Annotated in this window: 24 protein-coding genes; 18 read left to right on the top strand and 6 right to left on the bottom strand. The window is 61.3% G+C overall.

Annotation, left to right across the window (positions count from 1 at the left end; genetic code table 11):
* The first annotated feature begins 63 nt into the window (after positions 1-63).
* From soxR to BM416_RS29115, 10 genes are all read left to right on the top strand, one after another.
* Positions 64-534 (top strand): redox-sensitive transcriptional activator SoxR, encoded by a 471-nt coding sequence (soxR, locus tag BM416_RS29160; protein WP_092490283.1) that lies wholly within the window; start codon positions 64-66, stop codon positions 532-534.
* Between the two features lie 58 nt (positions 535-592).
* Positions 593-1,051 carry a VOC family protein gene (locus BM416_RS29155; RefSeq protein WP_074845093.1) on the top strand — a complete coding sequence of 153 codons (459 nt, stop codon included), beginning with the start codon at positions 593-595 and terminating at the stop codon, positions 1,049-1,051.
* A 220-nt stretch (positions 1,052-1,271) separates the two neighbouring features.
* Complete coding sequence (locus tag BM416_RS29150) at positions 1,272-2,474, top strand: PepSY-associated TM helix domain-containing protein (RefSeq protein ID WP_092490282.1); 1,203 nt, start codon at positions 1,272-1,274, stop codon at positions 2,472-2,474.
* Positions 2,471-3,010 (top strand): thiamine pyrophosphate-binding protein, encoded by a 540-nt coding sequence (locus tag BM416_RS29145; protein WP_092490281.1) that lies wholly within the window; start codon positions 2,471-2,473, stop codon positions 3,008-3,010. The genes BM416_RS29150 and BM416_RS29145 overlap by 4 nt, the downstream gene beginning before the upstream one ends.
* Positions 3,007-3,330, top strand: coding sequence for a hypothetical protein (locus BM416_RS29140; RefSeq protein WP_092490280.1), 324 nt, complete (start codon positions 3,007-3,009; stop codon positions 3,328-3,330). The genes BM416_RS29145 and BM416_RS29140 overlap by 4 nt, the downstream gene beginning before the upstream one ends.
* Entirely contained in the window at positions 3,327-3,887 is a 561-nt protein-coding gene (locus tag BM416_RS29135) for a DUF6162 family protein (RefSeq protein WP_092490279.1), read from the top strand. The genes BM416_RS29140 and BM416_RS29135 overlap by 4 nt, the downstream gene beginning before the upstream one ends.
* Positions 3,888-3,906: 19 nt before the next feature.
* Entirely contained in the window at positions 3,907-4,827 is a 921-nt protein-coding gene (locus tag BM416_RS29130; protein ID WP_065924535.1) for a metal ABC transporter substrate-binding protein, read from the top strand.
* A complete protein-coding gene (locus BM416_RS29125; protein WP_027607122.1) occupies positions 4,824-5,570 on the top strand; it encodes a metal ABC transporter ATP-binding protein in 747 nt (248 codons plus the stop codon). The genes BM416_RS29130 and BM416_RS29125 overlap by 4 nt, the downstream gene beginning before the upstream one ends.
* Entirely contained in the window at positions 5,567-6,466 is a 900-nt protein-coding gene (locus BM416_RS29120) for a metal ABC transporter permease (protein WP_065939885.1), read from the top strand. The genes BM416_RS29125 and BM416_RS29120 overlap by 4 nt, the downstream gene beginning before the upstream one ends.
* Positions 6,466-7,386 carry a metal ABC transporter solute-binding protein, Zn/Mn family gene (locus tag BM416_RS29115; protein ID WP_092490278.1) on the top strand — a complete coding sequence of 307 codons (921 nt, stop codon included), beginning with the start codon at positions 6,466-6,468 and terminating at the stop codon, positions 7,384-7,386. The genes BM416_RS29120 and BM416_RS29115 overlap by 1 nt, the downstream gene beginning before the upstream one ends.
* 19 nt (positions 7,387-7,405) lie before the next feature.
* Here BM416_RS29115 and BM416_RS29110 read toward each other — a convergent pair whose 3' ends face one another.
* Positions 7,406-8,119 carry a UTRA domain-containing protein gene (locus tag BM416_RS29110; RefSeq protein ID WP_053128712.1) on the bottom strand — a complete coding sequence of 238 codons (714 nt, stop codon included), beginning with the start codon at positions 8,117-8,119 and terminating at the stop codon, positions 7,406-7,408.
* A 347-nt stretch (positions 8,120-8,466) separates the two neighbouring features.
* On the opposite strand from BM416_RS29110, the gene BM416_RS29105 reads away from it, so the two are divergent.
* The 6 genes from BM416_RS29105 to BM416_RS29080 all read left to right on the top strand — a co-directional run bounded on the left by BM416_RS29105 (position 8,467) and on the right by BM416_RS29080 (position 13,839).
* A complete protein-coding gene (locus BM416_RS29105) occupies positions 8,467-9,543 on the top strand; it encodes an ABC transporter substrate-binding protein (RefSeq protein WP_027607118.1) in 1,077 nt (358 codons plus the stop codon).
* A 190-nt stretch (positions 9,544-9,733) separates the two neighbouring features.
* Entirely contained in the window at positions 9,734-10,540 is an 807-nt protein-coding gene (locus BM416_RS29100) for an alkaline phosphatase family protein (RefSeq protein WP_027607117.1), read from the top strand.
* Positions 10,537-11,382, top strand: a complete 846-nt coding sequence (locus BM416_RS29095; protein WP_027607116.1) for an ABC transporter permease — start codon at positions 10,537-10,539, stop codon at positions 11,380-11,382. Before BM416_RS29100 ends, BM416_RS29095 begins: the two co-directional genes overlap by 4 nt.
* Positions 11,369-12,169 carry an ABC transporter permease gene (locus BM416_RS29090; protein WP_092490277.1) on the top strand — a complete coding sequence of 267 codons (801 nt, stop codon included), beginning with the start codon at positions 11,369-11,371 and terminating at the stop codon, positions 12,167-12,169. Before BM416_RS29095 ends, BM416_RS29090 begins: the two co-directional genes overlap by 14 nt.
* Positions 12,166-13,155: an ABC transporter ATP-binding protein gene (locus tag BM416_RS29085; RefSeq protein ID WP_092490276.1), complete on the top strand. Its 990-nt coding sequence runs from the start codon at positions 12,166-12,168 to the stop codon at positions 13,153-13,155. The genes BM416_RS29090 and BM416_RS29085 overlap by 4 nt, the downstream gene beginning before the upstream one ends.
* Positions 13,156-13,185: 30 nt before the next feature.
* Positions 13,186-13,839, top strand: coding sequence for an HAD family hydrolase (locus BM416_RS29080; protein WP_065947286.1), 654 nt, complete (start codon positions 13,186-13,188; stop codon positions 13,837-13,839).
* A 96-nt stretch (positions 13,840-13,935) separates the two neighbouring features.
* On the opposite strand, the gene BM416_RS29075 is transcribed toward BM416_RS29080, so the two are convergent.
* Complete coding sequence (locus BM416_RS29075; RefSeq protein WP_092490275.1) at positions 13,936-14,898, bottom strand: zinc-binding dehydrogenase; 963 nt, start codon at positions 14,896-14,898, stop codon at positions 13,936-13,938.
* A 138-nt stretch (positions 14,899-15,036) separates the two neighbouring features.
* Between BM416_RS29075 and BM416_RS29070 the strand changes: the two genes are divergently transcribed.
* Positions 15,037-17,118 carry a carboxy terminal-processing peptidase gene (locus BM416_RS29070; protein ID WP_169898467.1) on the top strand — a complete coding sequence of 694 codons (2,082 nt, stop codon included), beginning with the start codon at positions 15,037-15,039 and terminating at the stop codon, positions 17,116-17,118.
* Between the two features lie 118 nt (positions 17,119-17,236).
* A complete protein-coding gene (locus BM416_RS29065) occupies positions 17,237-19,006 on the top strand; it encodes a bifunctional diguanylate cyclase/phosphodiesterase (protein ID WP_043293707.1) in 1,770 nt (589 codons plus the stop codon).
* On the opposite strand, the gene BM416_RS29060 is transcribed toward BM416_RS29065, so the two are convergent.
* The 4 genes from BM416_RS29060 to BM416_RS29045 all read right to left on the bottom strand — a co-directional run bounded on the left by BM416_RS29060 (position 19,003) and on the right by BM416_RS29045 (position 21,305).
* Positions 19,003-19,374, bottom strand: a complete 372-nt coding sequence (locus BM416_RS29060) for a hypothetical protein (protein WP_005786715.1) — start codon at positions 19,372-19,374, stop codon at positions 19,003-19,005. The two genes, BM416_RS29065 and BM416_RS29060, sit on opposite strands and share 4 nt — an antisense overlap.
* Positions 19,371-19,709, bottom strand: coding sequence for a helix-turn-helix domain-containing protein (locus BM416_RS29055; protein ID WP_092490294.1), 339 nt, complete (start codon positions 19,707-19,709; stop codon positions 19,371-19,373). Before BM416_RS29055 ends, BM416_RS29060 begins: the two co-directional genes overlap by 4 nt.
* Before the next feature lie 93 nt (positions 19,710-19,802).
* The gene (locus tag BM416_RS29050) at positions 19,803-20,261 is read right to left on the bottom strand and encodes a YkvA family protein (RefSeq protein WP_027607108.1); all 459 of its coding nucleotides are present in this window, start codon (positions 20,259-20,261) and stop codon (positions 19,803-19,805) included.
* A gap of 312 nt (positions 20,262-20,573) precedes the next feature.
* Positions 20,574-21,305 carry a BamJ family beta-barrel-assembly machinery protein gene (locus tag BM416_RS29045; RefSeq protein ID WP_012723274.1) on the bottom strand — a complete coding sequence of 244 codons (732 nt, stop codon included), beginning with the start codon at positions 21,303-21,305 and terminating at the stop codon, positions 20,574-20,576.
* Between the last annotated feature and the right edge of the window lie 142 nt (positions 21,306-21,447).

The raw sequence follows: 21,447 nt of genomic DNA, 5'->3' as shown, positions 1-21,447 counted from the left end.
TTCGATACCACGCAGGGTAAAACCTCTAGTTAAGTCAAGGTCAAGCGCTTAATTGGAGTGTTCATGGTTACCAAAGAGCTCACCGTCGGCCAACTGGCAGCCCGCAGCGGTGTGGCTGTTACGGCCCTGCACTTCTACGAAACCAAGGGGCTGATCAAGAGTCATCGCAATGCCGGCAATCAACGACGCTATCCCCGGGATGTACTGCGCCGGGTGGTGGTGATCAAGATCGCCCAGCGCCTGGGAATTCCACTGGCAACGATTGGCGAGGCGTTGCAGACGTTGCCGGAAGGACGCACGCCCAACGCTCAGGATTGGGAGCGGTTGTCCGCGCGGTGGCGGGAAGACCTCGATGAGCGCATCCATAAGCTGATGCTGCTGCGGGACAAACTCACCGGTTGTATTGGGTGTGGATGCTTGTCGCTGGATGCATGCCCGTTGCGCAACCCGGATGACCAGCTCGGTGGGCGCGGGCCGGGGGCGCAATTGCTGGAGCCCGGCTCCCCCCCTCGTCGGGGCCCTCGGAGCCCTTGATGGGCGTGGCCTATAGTGAAGAGGCCGTGCCTCCACAACCACAATCAAGGAGAACGAAATGAGCGTTAAACCCATTCCCGAGGGTTATCACAGTGTCACGCCCTATATGGGCATCGACAAAGCCTCAGAGGCTATCGAGTTTTACAAAAAGGCCTTCGGCGCCACCCAGATCATGCGCCTGGACATGCCCGATGGCAGGGTCGGCCATGCCGAACTGCGCATTGGTGACTCAGCGATCATGCTGGGCACGCCCTGCGATCAGATGTCCCTGAGCAATCCGACTGAAAGCACCAGTGTCGCCTTACATCTGTACGTGAACGACGTAGACGCACAGTTCAAACAAGCCGTCGCAGCGGGCGCCAGCGTGGTGTCCGAACCAGAGGACCGATTCTATGGCGACCGTTCGGGCAGCGTGAAGGATCCATACGGTCACCTTTGGTACCTCGCCACCCGCAAGGAAGACCTCAGCGAAGAACAGATCCGTCAGCGCGCCATGGAAATGTTCAAGCAAGGCTGAGCACCGGGGCCGGTTCGCCGGCTCCTACCCCACTTCATGAATACCCCCACGCCGTAAAAACCCGCTGGATATGAACCTGAAACATTTTCTTTCATATCCACCTTGGGGATTTCTCATTCTCATCCGTCTTAACTTAGATACAGCCTGTCGCGTCAGCAAAAGCTACGACTGGCCTTTTCCGGGCCTCCCTCGCCCTCCCCTGATCAAGACCCTCTTTCACATGTCGAAGAAGTCACGCTCAAAACTCTGGTTTCTCGTCCATAGCTGGCTGGCCTTGCCCATCTGGTTCTTTGTACTGATTGTCTGCGTCACCGGCACCCTGGCGGTGGTCAGCCAGGAAATCGTGTGGCTGGCCAACCCGGACATCCGTGCGAGCAAGCCGTCGGATGATGCCGAGCCGCTGAGCTACGACCAGGTGATCAGCGCCATCAAGCGGGCCGAACCCCAGGTCATCGTGCAGTCTCTCAGTCGTCCGGATGAATCGCACTTTGCCCTGAGTGTCGACCTCAGCTACCCGGACGGGCGCTCGGTAGAGGTCTACGTCAACCCGTACACCGGGGCGATCCAAGGCATCAGCCCGTCGTTCAACTTCCGTCAGTTCACCCGCGCCCTGCACGGCTGGTGGCTGGTGCCGTTTACCAATGGCTTCAGCTGGGGCTGGTACCTGGTGTCGCTGCTCGGCTTGCCGTTGCTGGCCTCACTGGTCACCGGCCTGGTGGTGTACAAGCGCTTCTGGAAAGGCTTTTTCAAGCCGACCCTGCGTATCCGCCACGGCGCGCGGATTTTCTGGGGCGACTTCCACCGCCTGAGCGGTATCTGGTCGATCTGGTTTATTGCGGTGATTTCCATCACTGGCACTTGGTTCCTGATCCAGGCAATCCTGGGTGACAACCAGATCTCTATCTCCAGCGAGCCCATCGTCCCGGTGATCGCCCGCGAAAAAGTCCCAACCTCAGCCCCCGGCGTGCCTGCGCCGATGATTCCCGTGGATGAGGCGATCGCGATCGCCACCCAACGTATCCCGGGGCTGGAGGCGAGCTTCGTGAGCCTGCCGCTCAATGCCTACAGCCACCTGCAAATCGGCGGGCGCGGCTGGTACCCGCTGATGTTCCAGACCGCTCAGATCAACCCATATGACGGTGAAATCGCCTCGTCGCACCTGCTGTCCGACCGCACCAAGCTGGAGTTCGTTACCGAATCCATGCGCCCCCTGCACACCGGCGACTTCGGTGGCATCTGGATCAAGCTGATCTGGGCGTTCTTCGGCCTGGTGCTGAGCATGATGGTCTTGAGCGGCCTGTTGATCTGGACCAAGCGCACGGCCCTGGCCACCCTCAACGCTCTCAAGCGCGAAGCCAAGACGCAACGTGCGCCGGCCCCCATTCCGGCCATGCAGGCTGAAACCTCGGAGGCCAACCCATGAGCAAGTCCGCCAACACTACCCCGCCTTCGCCGCTGCGGGCCTTTTGGCTGAAATGGCGTTTCCACATCAATGTCCTGCTGTTGCTGGTACCGCTGGGCTTCATGCCCAAGTACTTCGCCGATGCCGCGCTGTTTCGCGGCGACACCGGCATCGGCGAGCGGGTGGCCGGCGACGTACAGGTCGGCCCCTGGAGCCTCACGCTGGCCGAATTCCGCAACGAAGGCCCACGCCCCGACCCGGCCGGCCCGATGAAGTTCTTCAACGCCGCCCTCTGCGCCACCTGCGCCGACCAGGTCAAGGCCACCTACCTGCGCATCGGCAAGCCGCGCAGCCTGCGCGCCGCCGGGGTGATCTTCTTCGGCACCCCGTACCGCATGGGTGCCGGCCTGCCCGTACCGGAACGTACCCCCGTCGATGCCGAACTGTGGGTCACCATGGAAGGCTGGGACGGCACCATGCACCAGGGTTCCATCCCGCTGAGCCAGGCCTCGCCTGCCACCATTGCCTGGCTGAACAAGCAAGGAGTCAAACCATGATGTTCAAGCGCCTGTCCCGCGCCGCGCTGTTGCTGTGTGCCGGTTTCAGTACCACCGTCCTTGCCCACAACCCGATGTGCGAATGCAAGGAAATCCCCGGCGAGCAGATCCAGTGCAAAGGCGGTTTCTCCGACGGCAGCGGTGCCCCCGGCGTGACCCTGGATGTGATCGGCTATGACGAAACCATCCTGGTGCCCGGCAAGCTCGGCCAGGACTCCACCCTGACCTTCAAGAAGCCGTCCGCCGAGTTCTACGTGCTGTTTGATGCCGGCCCCGGTCACGTGGTGGAAATCGACCAAGCGGATATCCAGCCTCAATGAGTACGACACAGGTTGTTCGCCCCGCCGGTGCCGGCCACGAAACCCTCTACGTACTGCTGCTGTGCCTGATCATCCTCGCGGTGGCCGGTACGGTGGTGGCGCTGCACGGTGAAACCCAGGCAGTCGCGGCGCTGCCCAGCCATCAGCTGGATGCCCGCCGCGACCTGAGCGCCGCCGAACAAGGCATCTACGCCGACCTGCGGGTCACACTGGATGAAATCCACTTGCTGCAGCAGGAGCAAAGCGCCCTGCCCACCCCCGAGCAACTGGCCGAAGAAGGCTTCGCGCCGTTCGCCCAGGACGCCAGTTCGGTCAGCCGCGGCGACCATCGCTGGCAGTTGTTGGCGAATTCGGCCTACTTGGGACTGAGCCAGACCCCGACCACCAGCGGTTCACTGCTGATGCGCGTACAGGGCAGCGAGCCGGATATCTGGCTCAACCGCAGCACACACCTGGCCGCCCCCTCCGACCTCACTGACCAGGCGCTGATCGCAGCCGGCTGGCAGCAGGTGGTCGCGCAATTCGATGCGGGCGTCACCCGCCAGCACCGTCACTGAACGAGAAGACCGATTGCCCATGTCTATTTCATCGCCCCTGTTGCGCGTGTTTCTGGTTGGCCTGTTCAGCCTGATACTCGCTCCCCTCGCGAATGCCGAAGCGGCTAAACGCCTGCGTATCGGCATCACCCTGCACCCTTATTACAGCTACGTGGCCAATATCGTCGGCGACAAGGCCGAAGTGGTGCCACTGATCCCGGCCGGCTTCAACCCCCACGCCTACGAGCCACGCGCCGAAGACATCAAACGCATCGGCACCCTGGATGTGATCGTGCTCAACGGCGTCGGCCATGACGATTTCGCCGACCGCATGATCGCCACCAGCGAGCGCCCGGACATCCCGGTGATCGAAGCCAACGCCAACGTGCCGCTGCTGGCGGCCACCGGCAACGCCGCACGCGGTGCCGGCAAGGTGGTCAACCCGCACACCTTCCTGTCGATCAGTGCATCGATTGCCCAGGTCAACAACATCGCCCGCGAGCTGGGCAAGCTCGACCCGGACAACGCCAAGACCTACACCCAGAACGCCCGTGCCTACGGCAAACGCCTGCGGCAGATGCGCGCCGATGCCCTGGCCAAGTTGACCGGCGCCCCCAATCCGGACCTGCGCGTCGCCACCGTGCACGCGGCCTACGATTACCTGCTGCGCGAGTTCGGCCTGGAAGTCACGGCCGTGGTCGAACCCGCCCACGGGATCGAGCCGAGCCCCAGCCAGTTGAAGAAGACCATCGACGAACTGCGCGCCCTGGACGTGAAGGTGATCTTCTCGGAGATGGATTTCCCGTCCACTTACGTCGATACCATCCAGCGTGAATCCGGGGTCAAGCTGTACCCGCTGTCGCATATTTCCTACGGCGAATACAGCGCTGAAAAATACGAAGTGGAAATGACCGGCAACCTCAACACCGTGGTACGGGCGATTCAGGAGTCCGGGGCATGACCGCAGCGCAGCAACTTAAGGTCGCGAGCGTCGGCCCGACCCTCGACTTCGACCAGGTGTCCCTGACCCTGGGCCGCACCGTGATCCTCGACGGCGTGAGCTTCCAGGTGCAGCCGGGCAGCATCCATGCGCTGGTGGGCCCGAATGGCGGCGGCAAAAGCTCGCTGATCAAGACCCTGCTGGGGCAGACACCGCACCAGGGGCAACTGAGCCTGCAATGGCCGGGCACACCCGGCACCATCGGTTATGTGCCCCAGGCGCTGGAGTTCGACCGGGGCCTGCCGATGACGGTCGACGATTTCATGGCTGCCATGTGCCAGCGGCGCCCGGCATTCCTGGGTTTGTCCAAACATTACGCCGCCGCGATTGGCGAGGCGCTGGAACGGGTCGGCATGCAGGACAAGCGCAAGCGGCGCATGGGCGCGCTGTCCGGCGGTGAGCGCCAGCGGGTGTTGTTGGCCCAGGGATTGATCCCGGCGCCACAGTTGCTGGTACTGGATGAACCGATGTCGGCCCTCGATGAAGCGGGCATCCAGGTGTTCGAACGCCTGCTCAATGACTGGCGCCTGGCCGGCATCACCGTGCTGTGGATCGAGCACGACCTGGAAGCCGTGGGCCGCCTGGCCGACCGCGTCACCGGCCTGAACCGCCGCCTGCTGTTCGACGCCACGCCGAAAGAGGCGCTGACCCCGGAGCGCCTGCTGACCCTGTTCTCTACCCATCCGCGGAGCCCGGCGCCATGAGTTATGAAGCGTTTCGCCTGATGGTCCAGGGTTGGGCCTCGTCCGGTTACCTGCCGGAGGCACTGGCCTATGGTTTTGTGGTCAACGCCCTGCTCGCCGGCCTGCTGATCGGCCCGGTGCTGGGCGGGCTGGGCACGCTGGTGGTGGTCAAGCGCTTTGCGTTTTTCTCCGAAGCGGTCGGCCATGCCGCACTGACCGGCGTGGCCGTGGGCATCCTGCTGGGTGAGCCCTACACCGGGCCCTATGGCAGCCTGTTCGGTTACTGCCTGTTGTTCGGCATCCTGCTCAACTACCTGCGCAACCGTACGGGCCTGGCACCGGACACCTTGATCGGCGTGTTCCTGTCGGTGTCCCTGGCGCTGGGCGCCAGCCTGCTGCTGATCCTGGCGGGCAAGATCAACGTGCATATCCTCGAGAACGTGCTGTTCGGTTCGGTATTGACGGTCAACGGTAACGACCTGCTGGTACTCGCGGTTGTCGGTTCGCTGGTGATGGCCCTGGCGCTGCCGCTGTACAACCGCATCATGCTCGCCAGCTTCAACCCGCAATTGGCGGCGGTGCGTGGTGTGGCGGTGAAGACCCTGGACTACCTGTTCGTGATCCTGGTGACGCTGATCACCGTGGCGGCAGTCAAGGTCATCGGCGCCATCCTGGTGGGCGCACTGCTGGTGATCCCGGCTGCGGCGGCACGCCTGCTGAGCCAGTCGCTCAAAGGCTTCTTCTGGATCTCGGTGGTGATCGCCACCGTCAGCACCCTGTGCGGGATCCTGTTGCCGATCATCTTCGACCTGCCCATCCCCTCCGGTGCCGCGATCATCCTGATGGCCGGTATCGCTTTCGCCCTTGCCGCCGTCGCGCGGGGCACCGTGCCCAGCCTTAAAGGGAACCTTGGATAATGCGCTCCGTTCTTCAACCTCTGGCCCTGGCCATCGCTTGCCTGATCACCACGCCGCTGATGGCGGCCGACGTGGGCAAACCTGCTGCTCACGCGGCCAAACCGGTCAAAGTCCTGGCCTCGCTGCCGATCACCTATGGCCTGGCACAGGTGCTGCTCAAGGGCACCGACGTGCAGCTCGAGCGCGCGGCTCCGGCCAACCTGCCGGGCTCGCGGCAGGTGTCGTACTTCACCGGCCGTGGCGCGCCGGCACTGAACAGCCTGGCCCAGGACGCCGACGCCGCCATTGGCGTGCGCTCGCTGTGGGCCGATGACCCGCTCTACCCCGTGGCACGGCGCAGCAATATCCGCATCGTCGAAATCGATGCGGCACGCCCGGTGGATGGCGGCCTGCCGGGCATCGCCGTGCAACCCGGCGTCGCCGATGGCTTGAACAGCCAGCCGTGGCAATCGAGCAACAACCTGGGGCGCATGGCCGATGTCCTGGCCGCCGACCTGAGCCGCCTGGCACCGGACGCCAAGGCGAAGATCGACGCCAACCTGGCCGCCCTCAAGCAACGCCTGCTCAAGCTCAGCGCCGACAGCGAGGCGCGACTGGCCAAGGCGGACAACCTGAGCGTGGTCAGTTTGAGCGATCACTTTGCCTATCTGATCAGCAGTTTGAATCTCGAACTGCTCAGCACCGATGCCCGGCCCGACGCCGATTGGACACCTGAGGCGTTACAGAAGCTCAGTGCCGAGCTGAAGGACAACGACGTGGCCGTGGTGCTGCATCATCGCCAGCCGAGTGAGGCAGTGAAAGCCGCCATCACGGCAGGCGGTTCAACGCTGCTGGTGTTGAACGTCGACGGCGCGGACCCGGTATCGGAGCTGGAGAGCAATGTGGACCAGGTGATCAAGGCACTCACGCCGGATAGCTGAGTGACAGAGCCTTTGTGGGTTAAACCACATCGACGCCGACATGAATCGCATCATGCCGCCAGAATTCCAGGTCGCAGTCGATCAAGCGCTGGTGCTGGTCATAATTGACCCGGGCGATCCGCAAGCCCGGGCTGCCCACCGACACGCGCAATGCCGCCGCAGCTTCCACCGGCAATGAGGTCGGCACGATCTCGAAGCGCACCCGCCCGTAGTGCAAGTCGTACTTGCGCGCATACAACTCGGTCATCGACTGATTCAGGTCGCACTCGAGAATCCCCGGGAAATACTGCGGGTTCAGGTAGTGCTCCACATACAACACCAGCCGCCCGTCAATCCGCCGTCCCCGGCAGATCTGGATCACGCTGGACAACGCCGGCAGCTGCAACCACGCACACACCGCGGCCGAGGCCGGCTGCAGCCGCGCACTGATCACTTCGGTGGATGCCACCCGCCCCTGGTCGTTGACCATCGCGTGAAAGTGGCTGCGCTGCATCAGGTTGTAGGCCAGCCGAGGCGGCGAGACAAACCAGCCACGACGCTCCTCGCGATAAATCTGCCCTTGGGCCTCCAGTTGTAACAAGGCTTCCCGCACCGTAATTCGAGTGGTACCAAACAACTCGCTGAGCTTGCGCTCGGCAGGCAGCTTGCTTGCGGGCGGCAACAGGCCGTGGTCGATCTGCTCTTGCAGCGCCAGGCCAATGGATGTCACCGCCTTGATTGCCTCATCACGCATCAACGTTACCTATCTGGACTAGACCAGCACTGTTCAGGTGCACAAACCGCTGCATAAATGGGCTTGCACGACTGCCTGCCAGCCTAGGCACTCCTGATGACCGACAGATGACAGTCCCTGTCCCGTCCCTGCACCACACCCTGCAATACATCGGCCAAGTCCAGTCTCTGCGGGCATTTGAGCATGGTCTACGCTAAGTCTGCGCCGAGCGACATCAAGGCTTTAAAAACGACATCGACATGAAACTGTCATCCATCGCGTCTAGATTGGCTCAGGTATTGCTCTGACCTAGACCAACAACACCGTAGAAAACACCGCCGCGTTGAAAACGCCCAAAGGAGCTTCGGATGAAACAGCTTTTCCTGGCATCACTGTTAGGCTCGACCATTGCCATGTGCACCGCCGCCATGGCCGCTGATACCGATCTAAAAACCTTGGAAGCCGCCGCGAAAGCGGAAGGTGCCGTCAACAGCGTCGGCATGCCCGATGACTGGGCCAACTGGAAAGGCACCTGGGAAGACCTGGCCAAGACCTACGGCCTCAAGCACATCGACACCGACATGAGTTCGGCCCAGGAAATTGCCAAGTTCAAGGCCGAAAAAGACAACGCCAGCGCCGACATCGGCGACGTAGGCGCCGCCTTCGGCCCGATCGCGGTGAAGCAGGAAGTGACCCAGCCGTACAAGCCGTCCAACTGGGCTTCGGTGCCGGATTGGGCGAAAGACAAGGACGGTCACTGGGCCCTGGCCTACACCGGCACCATCGCGTTCATCGTCAACAAGAAGCTGCTGCACGGTTCCGAAGTCCCTACCAGTTGGGCCGACCTGCAAACCGGCAAATACAAAGTCTCGGTGGGTGACGTAAGCACTGCGGCCCAGGCCTCCAACGCCGTACTCGCCGCCGCCATCGCCAATAAAGGCGATGAAAAGAACATTGCCCCCGGCCTGCAATTCTTCACCAAGATCGCCCAGCAAGGTCGCCTCGGCCTGTCCAACCCGACCATCGCCACCATGGAAAAAGGTGAAGTCGAAGTGGGTATCGTCTGGGACTTCAACGGCCTGAGCTACAAAGCCAAGATGGCCAACCCGGATGACTACGTGGTGCTGATCCCATCGGACGGTTCGGTGAAATCCGGCTACACCACCATCATCAACAAATACGCCAAGCACCCGAACGCCGCCAAGCTGACCCGCGAATACATCTTCAGCGACGCCGGCCAACTCAACCTGGCGCGTGGCAACGCACGTCCGATCCGTGCCGAAACCGACCTGAAACTGCCGGCCGACATCGCCAAGAACCTGATCCCGGGCGAGCAGTACACCAAGGCCAACCCGCAGCCGATCAAGGATGCCGATGCCTGGGAAGCGACTTCCAAGAAACTGCCGCAACTGTGGAACGAGCAGGTCATCGTAGAGATGAAGTAAGGGTTTATCCCACATTGGAGCTCCAGTGGAGATCCAATGTGGGAGGGGGCTTGCCCCCGATGACGGTGGATCAGCTAACAAATTCGTTGAATGACACACCGCTATCGGGGGCAAGCCCCCTCCCACATTTTTGACCCCGTTCCTCCAGAGGAATTGAGCCAAGTCAATCATTGCGGAGCGTCGCCCCCCCATGAAGCACCCCGTCATCCTTGTCGTGCTCGACGGCCTGAACTTCGAGGTTGCCCGGCACGCCATGGGGCACTTGCAGGCCTATGTCGGCGCAGGACGCGCAGCCCTCTACAAGCTGGAATGTGAACTGCCCGCACTGTCCCGCCCGCTGTACGAATGCATCCTTACCGGTGTGCCACCGATCCACAGCGGTATCGTGCACAACAACGTCTCGCGCCTGTCCAACCAGCGCAGCATTTTCCATTACGCCACCGACGCAGGTCTTACCACGGCAGCGGCGGCTTACCATTGGGTCAGCGAGTTGTATAACCGCACGCCCTTTCTCGCCGCACGGGATCGTCATACCGACGACAAGACGCTGGCGATCCAGCACGGGCATTTCTACTGGAATGACCACTACCCGGATTCCCACCTGTTCGCCGACGCCGACAGCCTGCGGCTCAAGCACGCGCCGGACTTTATGGTGGTGCACCCGATGAACATCGACGACGCCGGCCACAAGCACGGCCTCGACACGCCGCAGTACCGCAACAGCGCACGTTCGGCCGACATCATCCTGGCCGACTACCTGCAAGCCTGGCTGGATGCCGGTTACCAGGTGCTGGTGACCGCCGACCACGGCATGAACAACGACCGCTCCCACAACGGCCTTCTGCCGGAAGAACGGGAAGTGCCGCTGTTCGTGCTCGGCGATGCCTTCAGCCTGGACACCCACGCCGCACCGAAACAGACCGAGCTGTGCGGCACGGTCTGCGAACTGCTGGGCGTACCCCACGACAAACCTGTGTGCCGGGAGTTACTGAAGTGAGTTCAATATCCCGCGGCAAATGGCTGGCCCTCCTGTGCCTGGTGCCTTTCGCACTGTTCTTTATCGTGTTCGAAATCGCCCCGCTGGTGTGGGTGCTGATCAATAGCCTGCAGACCGAAGACACCGGCTGGGGGCTGGACAACTTCACGCGCATCTTCAGTTCGAAGTTCTACCTGCAGGCCATCCAGTTCAGCCTGGAGATCAGCTTCTACTCGAGCATCTTCGGCATCATCATTGCCACGCTGGGCAGTTATTCCCTGCGCCGGGTGGATTCGCCGCTGCGCAACTTCGTCACCGCCTTCGCCAACATGACCAGCAACTTTGCCGGCGTGCCCCTGGCCTTCGCGTTCATCATCCTGCTGGGGTTCAACGGCAGCATCACCATCATGCTCAAGCAGGCCGGGATCATTCAGGACTTCAACCTGTACTCCAAGACCGGCCTGATCATCCTCTACACCTACTTCCAGATCCCCCTCGGCGTGCTGCTGCTCTACCCGGCCTTTGACGCCCTGCGCGAAGACTGGCGCGAGTCCGCTGCGTTACTGGGCGCCAATGGCTGGCAGTTCTGGCGGCACATCGGCCTGCCGGTGCTCACGCCGGCGCTGCTGGGCACGTTCGTAATCCTGCTGGCCAATGCCCTGGGTGCCTACGCGACGGTCTACGCCTTGACCACCGGGAACTTCAACGTGCTGCCGATTCGTATCGCCGGCCTCGTGTCGGGGGATGTATCCCTCGATCCAAACATGGCCAGCGCCCTGGCCGTGGTGCTGGTGGCACTGATGACCGTGGTCACCGTGGTCCATCAACTGCTGCTCAAGAGGAGCTACCATGTCTCGCGCTGAAGCCGGCCCGGCCTCCCTCTACCACCGCGTGGTGGTATACCTGTTGTTCGCGATCCTGGTGCTGCCGCTGATCGGCACCTTCGTCTACTCCATTGCCAGCAGTTGGTCGGCGACCGTCCTGCCCGCCGGTTTTACCGTGAAATGGTACGTGCAACTGTGGAGCGACCCACGCTTCCTGATGGCCTTCGGGCAATCCTTGCTGGTGTGCGTGGGCGCGTTGATCCTGTCGGTGGTGTTGATTCTGCCGCTGTTGTTCGTGGTGCATTACCACTTTCCCAGGCTCGACGCCTTGATGAACATCCTGATCCTGCTGCCCTTCGCGGTACCGCCGGTGGTCTCGTCGGTGGGCCTGCTGCAACTGTACGGTTCCGGGCCGTTGGCGATGGTGGGCACGCCGTGGATCCTGATCGGCTGCTACTTCACCGTGGCGCTGCCGTTCATGTACCGGGCGATCACCAACAACCTGCAAGCCATCAACCTGCGCGACCTGATGGACGCCTCGCAACTGCTCGGCGCCAGCACCTGGCAGGCCGCGCTCTTCGTGGTGCTGCCCAACCTGCGCAAAGGCCTGATGGTGGCGCTGCTGCTGTCGTTCTCGTTCCTGTTCGGTGAGTTCGTGTTCGCCAATATCCTCGTGGGCACCCGTTACGAAACCCTGCAGGTGTACCTGAACAACATGCGCAACAGCAGCGGCCACTTCACCAGCGCCGTCGTGATTTCCTATTTCTTCTTTGTGCTGGTGCTGACCTGGGCCGCCAATATCTTGAACAAGGACAAAAGCCAATGAGCTTCGTCAGCGTCCAACATCTGCAAAAAGGCTACGCCGGCACCCCGGTGTTCAGTGATATCAACTGCGAAATCGCCAAGGGTGAGTTCGTCACCCTGCTCGGCCCATCCGGTTGCGGCAAGTCCACCCTGCTGCGCTGCATCGCCGGCCTGACCGCGGTGGACAGTGGGAAAATCCTGCTGGACGGCCAGGACATCGTTCCGTTGAGCCCACAGAAACGCAACATCGGCATGGTGTTCCAGAGCTATGCGCTGTTCCCCAACATGACCGTGGAACAGAACGTCGCCTTCGGCCTGCGCATGCAAAAGGTCAACGCCGATGACAGCCACAAGCGCGTGCAGGAAGTACTGCAACTGGTGGAACTCAAGGACCTGGCCGGCCGCTACCCGCACCAGATGTCCGGCGGCCAATGCCAACGTGTGGCCCTGGCCCGCTCCCTGGTCACCCGCCCACGCCTTTTGCTGCTGGATGAGCCGCTGTCGGCGCTGGATGCACGGATTCGCAAGCACCTGCGCGAACAGATCCGCCAGATCCAGCGCGAACTGGGGTTGACCACGATCTTCGTGACCCATGACCAGGAAGAAGCCCTGACCATGTCGGACCGCATCTTCCTGATGAACCAGGGCAAGATCGTGCAAAGCGGCGATGCGGAGACCCTCTACACCGCACCGGTGGATGTATTCGCTGCCGGTTTCATCGGCAACTACAACCTGCTGGACGCCGACAAGGCCAGCCAACTGCTGCAACGCCCGATCAGCGGGCGCATCGCGATTCGCCCGGAGGCCATCGAACTGAGCCGCAACGGCGAACTCGACGCGCTGGTGCGCAGCCACAGCCTGCTGGGCAACGTGATTCGCTACCGCATCGAAGCCCGTGGCGTGGAATTGGTGGTGGACGTGCTCAACCGCTCGGCGGACGATCTGCACCCGGACGGCCAGCGCCTGGCACTTTCCATCGACCCCAGTGCGCTGTGTGAAGTAGCCTGAGCAGCAGTGAATCTTGAGAGAGCGTAACGGATGGCATTGGTAATTTTTGATTTGGACGACACCCTGATCCATGGCGACTGCGCCACCCTCTGGAGCGAACAGATGGGCCGCCTGGGCTGGGTCGACCCGGCGTCGTTCATGGGCAGGAACAACGAGTTGATGGACGCCTACAGCCGAGGCGAGCTGGCCATGGAAGACTTCATGGACTTCAGCCTGGAACCGATGATCGGCCGCACCCCGGAGGAAATCGAGCATTTGGTGGAGCCATGGGTCGAGGATGTGATTGAACCGCTGATCTACAGCGACGCCACCAGGACCATCGCCCGCCATCGGGCGAATGGCGATCGAATCCTGGTGATCTCCGCCTCGGGGACCCACCTGGTGAAACCGATTGCGGCGCGTATCGGCATTGATGAGGTGCTGGGGATTGAACTGGAAGTGAGTCATGGCGTGTACAGCGGCCGTACCGTGGGGGTACTGACCTACCGCGAAGGCAAGATCACGCGCTTGCTGGAATGGCTGGAGCAGGAAGGTGAGACATTGGCTGGCGCGTACTTCTATTCGGATTCACGCAATGATTTGCCGCTGTTGCTGAAGGTGGATCACCCGCAGGTGGTGAACCCGGACCCGGTATTACGCACCCACGCCGAAAAATCCGGCTGGCCAATCCACCACTGGGTCTGACACCGCCTATCCCGACTTGAAATCCAATCAAATGTGGGAGGGGCAAGTCGAAGCGTCGCACCGCCCCTCCCACATCGACCCTATTCCAATCAGGGATCAGGTCAGGCTTTCGTCAATCACCAACACCAGCTTCCCGGCAATCCGGTTAGTCGCCAGCTCCGCAAACGCCGCCTCGGCATCCTTGATCGGGAACGTCCTGGCCAATTGCGGGCTCAGGCGCCCTTCGGCAAACAACGGCCATACATGCTGGCTCAGGTCGCTGAACAGGTCGGCCTTGAACTGATCGTCACGGCTGCGCAGGGTCGAACCCAGCAGTTGCACACGCTTAGCCAGCACCTGGGCCAGGTCCAGTTGCGCCTCGCGGCCGCCCATCAACCCGATCAACACCCAGCGACCGTCCAGCGCCAGCAGCTTGAGGTCCAGCGCGGCGTAGTTGCCGCCGACCGGATCGAGGATCACATCGAATGGCCCGAAATCCCGCAGCCCTTCGATACCGTCAGTGCGTACTACGCCGCCCTGGGCGCCCAGGTCTTCACAGTAGGCCAGGCGCTGCGCCGAGCCGACGCTGACCCAGCACGGGCTGCCAAATGCCTTGCACAGCTGGATGGCTGCCGAGCCCACGCCACTGGCGCCGGCGTGCAGCAACACTTTCTCACCGGGCTTGAGGCCCGCCAGTTGGAACAGATTGAGCCACGCGGTGCTGTACACCTCCGGCAGCGCCGCCGCTTCGACCAGCGACAGACCTTCCGGTACCGGCAGCACATGACGTGCATCCACCACCACTTCTTCGGCCATGCCGCCACCGGCCAGCAGTGCACAGACGCGATCGCCCACCTGCCAGGACGAACCCGGGCCCACTTCGCTGATCACCCCGGAACACTCCAGGCCCAGCACAGCACTGGCGCCAGGCGGTGGCGGATAGAGCCCTGCACGCTGCAATAAATCGGCGCGATTAAGGCCCGCAGCCGCCACGCGAATGCGAACTTGGCCTACATCACATGTAGGACTGGGTTCGTCCAACCACTCCACATGACCTTCAACGCCTTGCAATGCTTTCACAGTGCCTCCATAGTGAGTCTGGACTGAGCCCGTAGCAGTAGCGCCGGGCTTTTTGCATTATGCGACCGGCCCCTATGGAACCGGCAACTTCAAAGACGGCCTAATATGCGTTATCAATTGCCCCCGCGTCGAATCAGCATGAAGCATCTGTTCCCCAGCACCGCCCTCGCTCTTTTCATTGGTATCGGCTTCGCGTCGATGTCGACCAATACGCTCGCAGCCAACAGCTGGGACAACCTTCAGCCGGACCGCGATGAGGTGATTGCCAGCCTTAACGTCGTCGAGTTGCTCAAGCGTCATCACTACAGCAAGCCGCCGCTGGACGACGCGCGCTCGGTGATCATCTACGACAGCTATCTCAAGCTGCTGGACCCGTCGCGCAGCTACTTCCTGGCCAGCGATATCGCTGAGTTCGACAAGTGGAAGACGCAGTTCGACGACTTCCTCAAGAGCGGCGACCTGCAGCCCGGCTTCACCATCTACAAGCGCTACCTGGATCGCGTGAAAGCGCGTCTGGACTTCGCCCTGGGTGAGTTGGACAAGGGTGTCGACAAGCTCGACTTCACCCAGAAGGAAACCCTTCTGGTGGACCGCAAGGACGCGCCTTGGCTGACCAGTACCGCCGCCCTCGACGACCTGTGGCGCAAACGCGTCAAGGACGAAGTGCTGCGCCTGAAGATCGCCGGCAAAGAGCCCAAGGCCATCCAGGAACTGTTGACCAAGCGCTACAAGAATCAACTGGCGCGTCTGGACCAGACCCGCGCAGAAGACATCTTCCAGGCCTACATCAACACCTTCGCGATGTCCTACGATCCGCACACCAATTATCTGTCTCCAGATAACGCGGAAAATTTCGATATCAACATGAGTCTGTCCCTGGAAGGCATCGGTGCCGTCCTGCAAAGCGACAATGACCAGGTGAAAATCGTGCGTCTGGTGCCGGCCGGTCCGGCAGACAAGACCAAGCAGGTGGCGCCTGCCGACAAGATCATCGGTGTGGCCCAGGCCGACAAAGAGATGGTCGATGTGGTCGGCTGGCGCCTGGACGAAGTGGTCAAGCTGATCCGTGGGCCGAAAGGCAGCGTGGTGCGCCTGGAAGTGATTCCGCACACCAATGCACCGAACGACCAGACCAGCAAGATCGTGTCCATCACCCGTGAAGCGGTGAAGCTCGAAGACCAGGCCGTGCAGAAGAAAGTCCTCAACCTCAAGCAGGATGGCAAGGACTACAAGCTGGGCGTGATTGAAATCCCGGCCTTCTACCTGGACTTCAAGGCCTTCCGTGCCGGTGACCCGGACTATAAGTCCACCACCCGCGACGTGAAGAAAATCCTTACCGAGCTGCAGAAGGAAAAAGTCGACGGCGTGGTCATCGACCTGCGCAACAACGGCGGCGGTTCCCTGCAGGAAGCCACCGAGCTGACCAGCCTGTTTATCGACAAGGGCCCGACCGTGTTGGTACGCAACGCTGACGGCCGTGTCGACGTGCTCGAAGACGAAAACCCGGGTGCCTTCTACAAAGGCCCGATGGCGTTGCTGGTCAACCGTCTGTCGGCTTCGGCTTCGGAGATTTTCGCCGGCGCCATGCAGGACTACCACCGCGCGTTGATCATCGGCGGCCAGACCTTCGGCAAAGGCACCGTGCAGACCATCCAGCCGCTGAACCATGGCGAGCTCAAGCTGACGCTGGCCAAGTTCTACCGGGTTTCCGGGCAGAGCACCCAGCATCAGGGCGTACTGCCGGACATCGATTTCCCGTCGATCATCGACACCAAGGAAATCGGCGAAAGCGCCCTGCCGGAAGCCATGCCGTGGGACACCATCCGTCCTGCGATCAAGCCGGCCTCGGACCCGTTCAAGCCGTTCCTCGCGCAGTTGAAGGCTGACCACGATACCCGCTCCGCCAAGGATGCCGAGTTTGTGTTCATCCGCGACAAGCTGGCCCTGGCCAAGAAGTTGATGGAAGAAAAAACCGTCAGCCTCAATGAAGTGGACCGTCGTGCACAGCACTCCGACATCGAAAACAAGCAACTCGCCCTGGAAAACATCCGCCGCAAGGCCAAGGGCGAAGAACCCCTCAAGGAGCTGAAGAAAGAAGACGAGGATGCGCTGCCGACCGAAGCGGATAAAACCAAGCCGGAAGACGACGCTTACCTGGCCGAGAGCGGCCGGATCCTGCTGGACTACCTGAAAATCACCAAACAGGTGGCCAAGCAGTAAATGATGGCGATTTAATGTGATCGCTCCCTGGAGTGTCATCATATAGACATCATTCTGTCGTGAAATGAAGGACCGTCGGCGTAACGCCCGCGGTCCTTTTTTTTCGATCGAGATCGCCATGACCATGACCGAACAGCTGAGTGCATTGGGCTCTATCCTGGCTCAAGGCAGTTTGCACAGCCTGTTCCAGCCCATTATCTGCCTGTCGGAACGGCGCATCCTTGGCTACGAAGCCCTCAGCCGCGGCCCGTCGAACAGCCCGTTGCACTCCCCTATCGCCCTGTTCTCGGTGGCGCGCCACGCCGGACGCCTCAGCGAACTGGAAATGGCCTGCCGCGAAAGCGCATGCCGCCGCTTCAGCGAGCAAAAGCTGCCGGGCAAGCTGTTCCTGAATGTCTCGCCGGAATCCTTGATGGAGACCGCTCATCAACCGGGCCGCACCCTGCAATTGCTGCGCGACTTCGGCATCCCGCCAAGCCAGGTGGTGATCGAACTCACCGAACAGACCCCCACCGACGATTTCGACCTGCTGCAAACCGCCCTGCACCATTACCGCAACATGGGCTTTTCGATTGCCCTGGATGACTTGGGTGCCGGCTATTCCAGCCTGCGCTTGTGGTCGGAGCTGCGCCCGGATTACGTGAAGATCGACCGGCACTTTATCGACGGTATCCATCAGGATGCGCTCAAGCGTGAGTTTGTCGGCTCTATCCTGCAGATCGCCAGGGCCTCACGGGCCCAGGTAATCGCCGAGGGCATCGAATTGCCGGAAGAGCTGGCGGTATTGACCGAGATGGGCGTCGACCTGGTCCAGGGTTACCTGCTCTGCCGTCCACAGGAGCAGCCGCCACAGGAAGCGCGCCAGATGCTGCCCAAGCCGGACCAGGCCAATGTGGCCCTCAGCGAAGAAGCCGGCGACCTCAGCGCCCTGCTCAGCGAACAACCGGCGGTCGATCAGGACACCGCCACCGCCCAGGTGTTGGAGGCGTTCCGCCGCCAGGCCAACCTTAACTCCCTGGCGGTGCTGGATGGACGCGGCCACCCGGTGGGGATCGTGCACCGGCATTCACTCTCCGATGCGCTGCTCAAGCCGTTTGCCACCGACCTGTTTGCGCGCAAGCCCATCAGCCGGCTGATGAGTACGGATTTTCTGGCGGTGGAGTTGAGCCAGTCGCTGCAACAGGTCAGCCGCCTGCTGACCAGCCGCGCACGGCAACGTATCGAAGAAGATTTCATCATCACCCTCAATGGCGACTACCTCGGGCTAGGCCGGGTGATCGATGTACTCAAGCTGATCACCGAATTGAAAATCCAGCAGGCGCGCTATGCCAACCCGCTGACCCTGCTGCCCGGCAACGTGCCGATCCAGCAGTGTCTGACGCGACTGTTGCAGCAACAGCGGGAATCGGTGATCTGCTACGTGGATATCGACAGCTTCAAGCCGTTCAACGACATCTACGGCTACGGACGTGGGGATGAGGTGTTGCTGTGCCTGGCGCAGTGCCTGAACGACCGGGTCGACCCCAGCCGCGACTTTGTCGGGCATATCGGTGGCGATGACTTTCTGCTGGTATTGGGGCCACAGGATTGGCGCAAGCGGCTCAACCAGCTGCTGGACGATTTCCATACCCAGTGCCGGCGCTTCTACCGCGCCGAGCACCTCGACGCCGGCTGCTTCGTGGCACTGAACCGCCAGGGCGTACGCCAGGAGTTTGCGTTGCTGTCACTGTCGATCGGGGTGGTGCATTTGTATCCACAGGCCTGTGGACAACTCGATGCCAGCCAGTTGGCGGAACTGGCCTCGCAGGCCAAGCACCATGCCAAGGATATGACCGGCTACAGTATCCACGTGATCGACAGCATGGACATGTTGCCCCAGGCACTTTAAGCCTCGGCAGACTCCGGATACTCGTATTCGAACACCCGCACCACTTCCGAGGCATGCCAGGAGGCGGCGGCCACACCATCGGACGGCCCGCTGAAACGCCCCAGCCGCTCCACACATTCAAAGAACCCGGTACGCGGCAGGCGACTGGCGCCCTGGCTGATCACCAGGGAGCTGCGCAACGGTTGCTCGGCCTTGGCGTCCAGCGCCGCCAGGTGCTCCAGGGCAGCGGCCAGGGTTTGCATCGCCGGCGTCGGAAACTGCAGGCGCTCCAACAGTGCCCGGTAGGTCAGCAGATGGCGCTGGCGGCGCGCCTGGTCCAGTTCGTTAAGTAACCCATCCCAATGTTGACGACTGATACGTAGGCTCAAGATTCATCCCTCCAACCTGCAACGCCTAATTCCCAGGCCAGGCTGCGGCGGATTGCGGCATCCGGCTGACGTTCACCACTTTCGATCAATCCTAGATACGAGGGGCTGATGCCCACGGTGCGGGCCAACGCTTCAATCGCCAGGCCCTTGGCTTCACGCAAGCCGCGCAGGTCTGCGAGCGGGCGCAAATCCTGGTCAGGTGTGGCGTGTGCAGTAAGAGAAGGCGTCGGTGAAGGCTGTTGCTGACCGGCGGCTTTTAGCAGCGCCTGGTACTGATCCCATGGCAACACCGCGTACTCGGGTTCGCCATTGCGTGAAATTATCTGAATATCCATGACCGCCCCGTAGGATAACTGCACTTACTGAGTAAGCTCTTTCCTTAGGAGTGTAATCCTAACAGCCACAAAGGTCGCAGGGGGATAGCCACGTCATCCGTTTTTTTGCGGGTTTTCCTTGGCCAGCAAGGCCGGGGTGGCAGGCAAACGCTCAACCACCGCGAGTTTTTCCGGGCGCTGTGCGTCACGCCAGGCGCGAAACGCGCTCAGCTCACCTTCCAGGGTCTTCATGACCCACGCCAGTACGGCGATGTCGTCGAGCATGCCGAACATGGGGATAAAGTCCGGGATCGCATCAATCGGGCTGAGGAAATACATCAACCCCGCCACCACAGAGATCAGCGCCTTTGGGCTGATGGCCCGGTACTCGCCACGCCAGTAGGCCAGGCACAGGGATTGAAGCAACTTGAGATCATCCTTGAGCTTACCCAGGCGGTTGCCCTGGCTGGAGCCTTTGGCGGCGACAGCAAACAGCAGGGTCGGCAAACGTCCACGGCCCAGCAAGCGTGCAGCCATGGGCAGGAAACGGGTGAAATTGAAGGGTGGTTTCATCTGTCACTCCAGTTCCATCAAACAGAAAGGTTATCCACACAAATTGTGGATAACCTTGTGAACAGAGCCTGTTTTACCGGCTGAAAGCCACGTTCTACAAGGCTTCCAGTCAGATCGGGCGTTTTTTGCGCACATCAAAAAAACCCAAGAATTCATTGACTTGGCGCAGATGTGCCGATACCCGTACTCGAGTCTTATATCAGACTGTTACAGCGTACGGGCGTTCGATCGGATGTCTACAGGTACTGATTTTTGAAACCCCGAAAACGACAACGCCCCGTCAAGACGGGGCGTTGTGTGTTCAGGCGCCGATTACTTCTTGGCGGCAGGTGCAGCAGGGGCTTCAGCCTTGGCTGGGTCCTTGATGGCCAGCAGTTCCAGGTCGAATACCAGCACCGAGTTGGCCGGGATTGCCGGGCTCGGGCTCTGGGCGCCGTAAGCCAGGTCGGACGGGATGTACAACTCGACCTTCTCGCCAACGTGCATCAGTTGCAGGCCTTCGACCCAACCAGGAATCACGCCGCTGACCGGCAGGTCAATCGGGCTGCCGCGATCCACGGAGCTGTCAAAGGTGGTGCCGTTGGTGAGCTTGCCGGTGTAGTGAACAGTCACCACGTCAGTCGGCTTAGGCTGTGGGCCGTCGGCTTTCTTGGTGATCTTGTACTGCAGGCCGGAAGCGGTGGTGACTACGCCGTCTTTCTTGGCGTTGTCTTCGAGGAATTTCTTGCCGGCGGCTGCCGACTCTTCGCTCATTTTGGTCATGCGTTCTTCAGCACGCTTCTGCAGTGCGGCAAACGCTTCAACCAGTTCGTCGTCTTTGAGCTTCTGCTCTTTCTTGCCGACGGCATCTTCGATGCCCTGGGCTACCGCTTTGGAATCCAGGTCATCCATGCCTTCCTGGGCAAGGCTTTTGCCCATGTTCAGGCCGATGCCGTAGGAAGCTTTCTGCGCCGGGGTTTTCAGCTCTACGCTGGTCTGCGAATCACAACCCGCAAGTACCAGGCTAACCAGGGCCACCGCCGCCGCCAACCGATGCTGTTTCATGCTATTTCCTTGTTCATGCGCCAAAAGGGCATTCGAATAAAGTCGCGAGCTTATCAGGCGGCCACGACCAATGGCTACCGGCATGTGAGCAGGAAACTTCCGATAAGTTCACGTGTTTAAAAGCATTTTCATTCATTATGGG

This window comes from Pseudomonas sp. NFACC42-2, assembly GCF_900116055.1.
Lineage (GTDB): Bacteria > Pseudomonadota > Gammaproteobacteria > Pseudomonadales > Pseudomonadaceae > Aquipseudomonas > Aquipseudomonas marginalis.
Note: the sequence above shows the minus strand (reverse complement) of the source record. Positions and strands in the feature narration are given on the sequence as shown.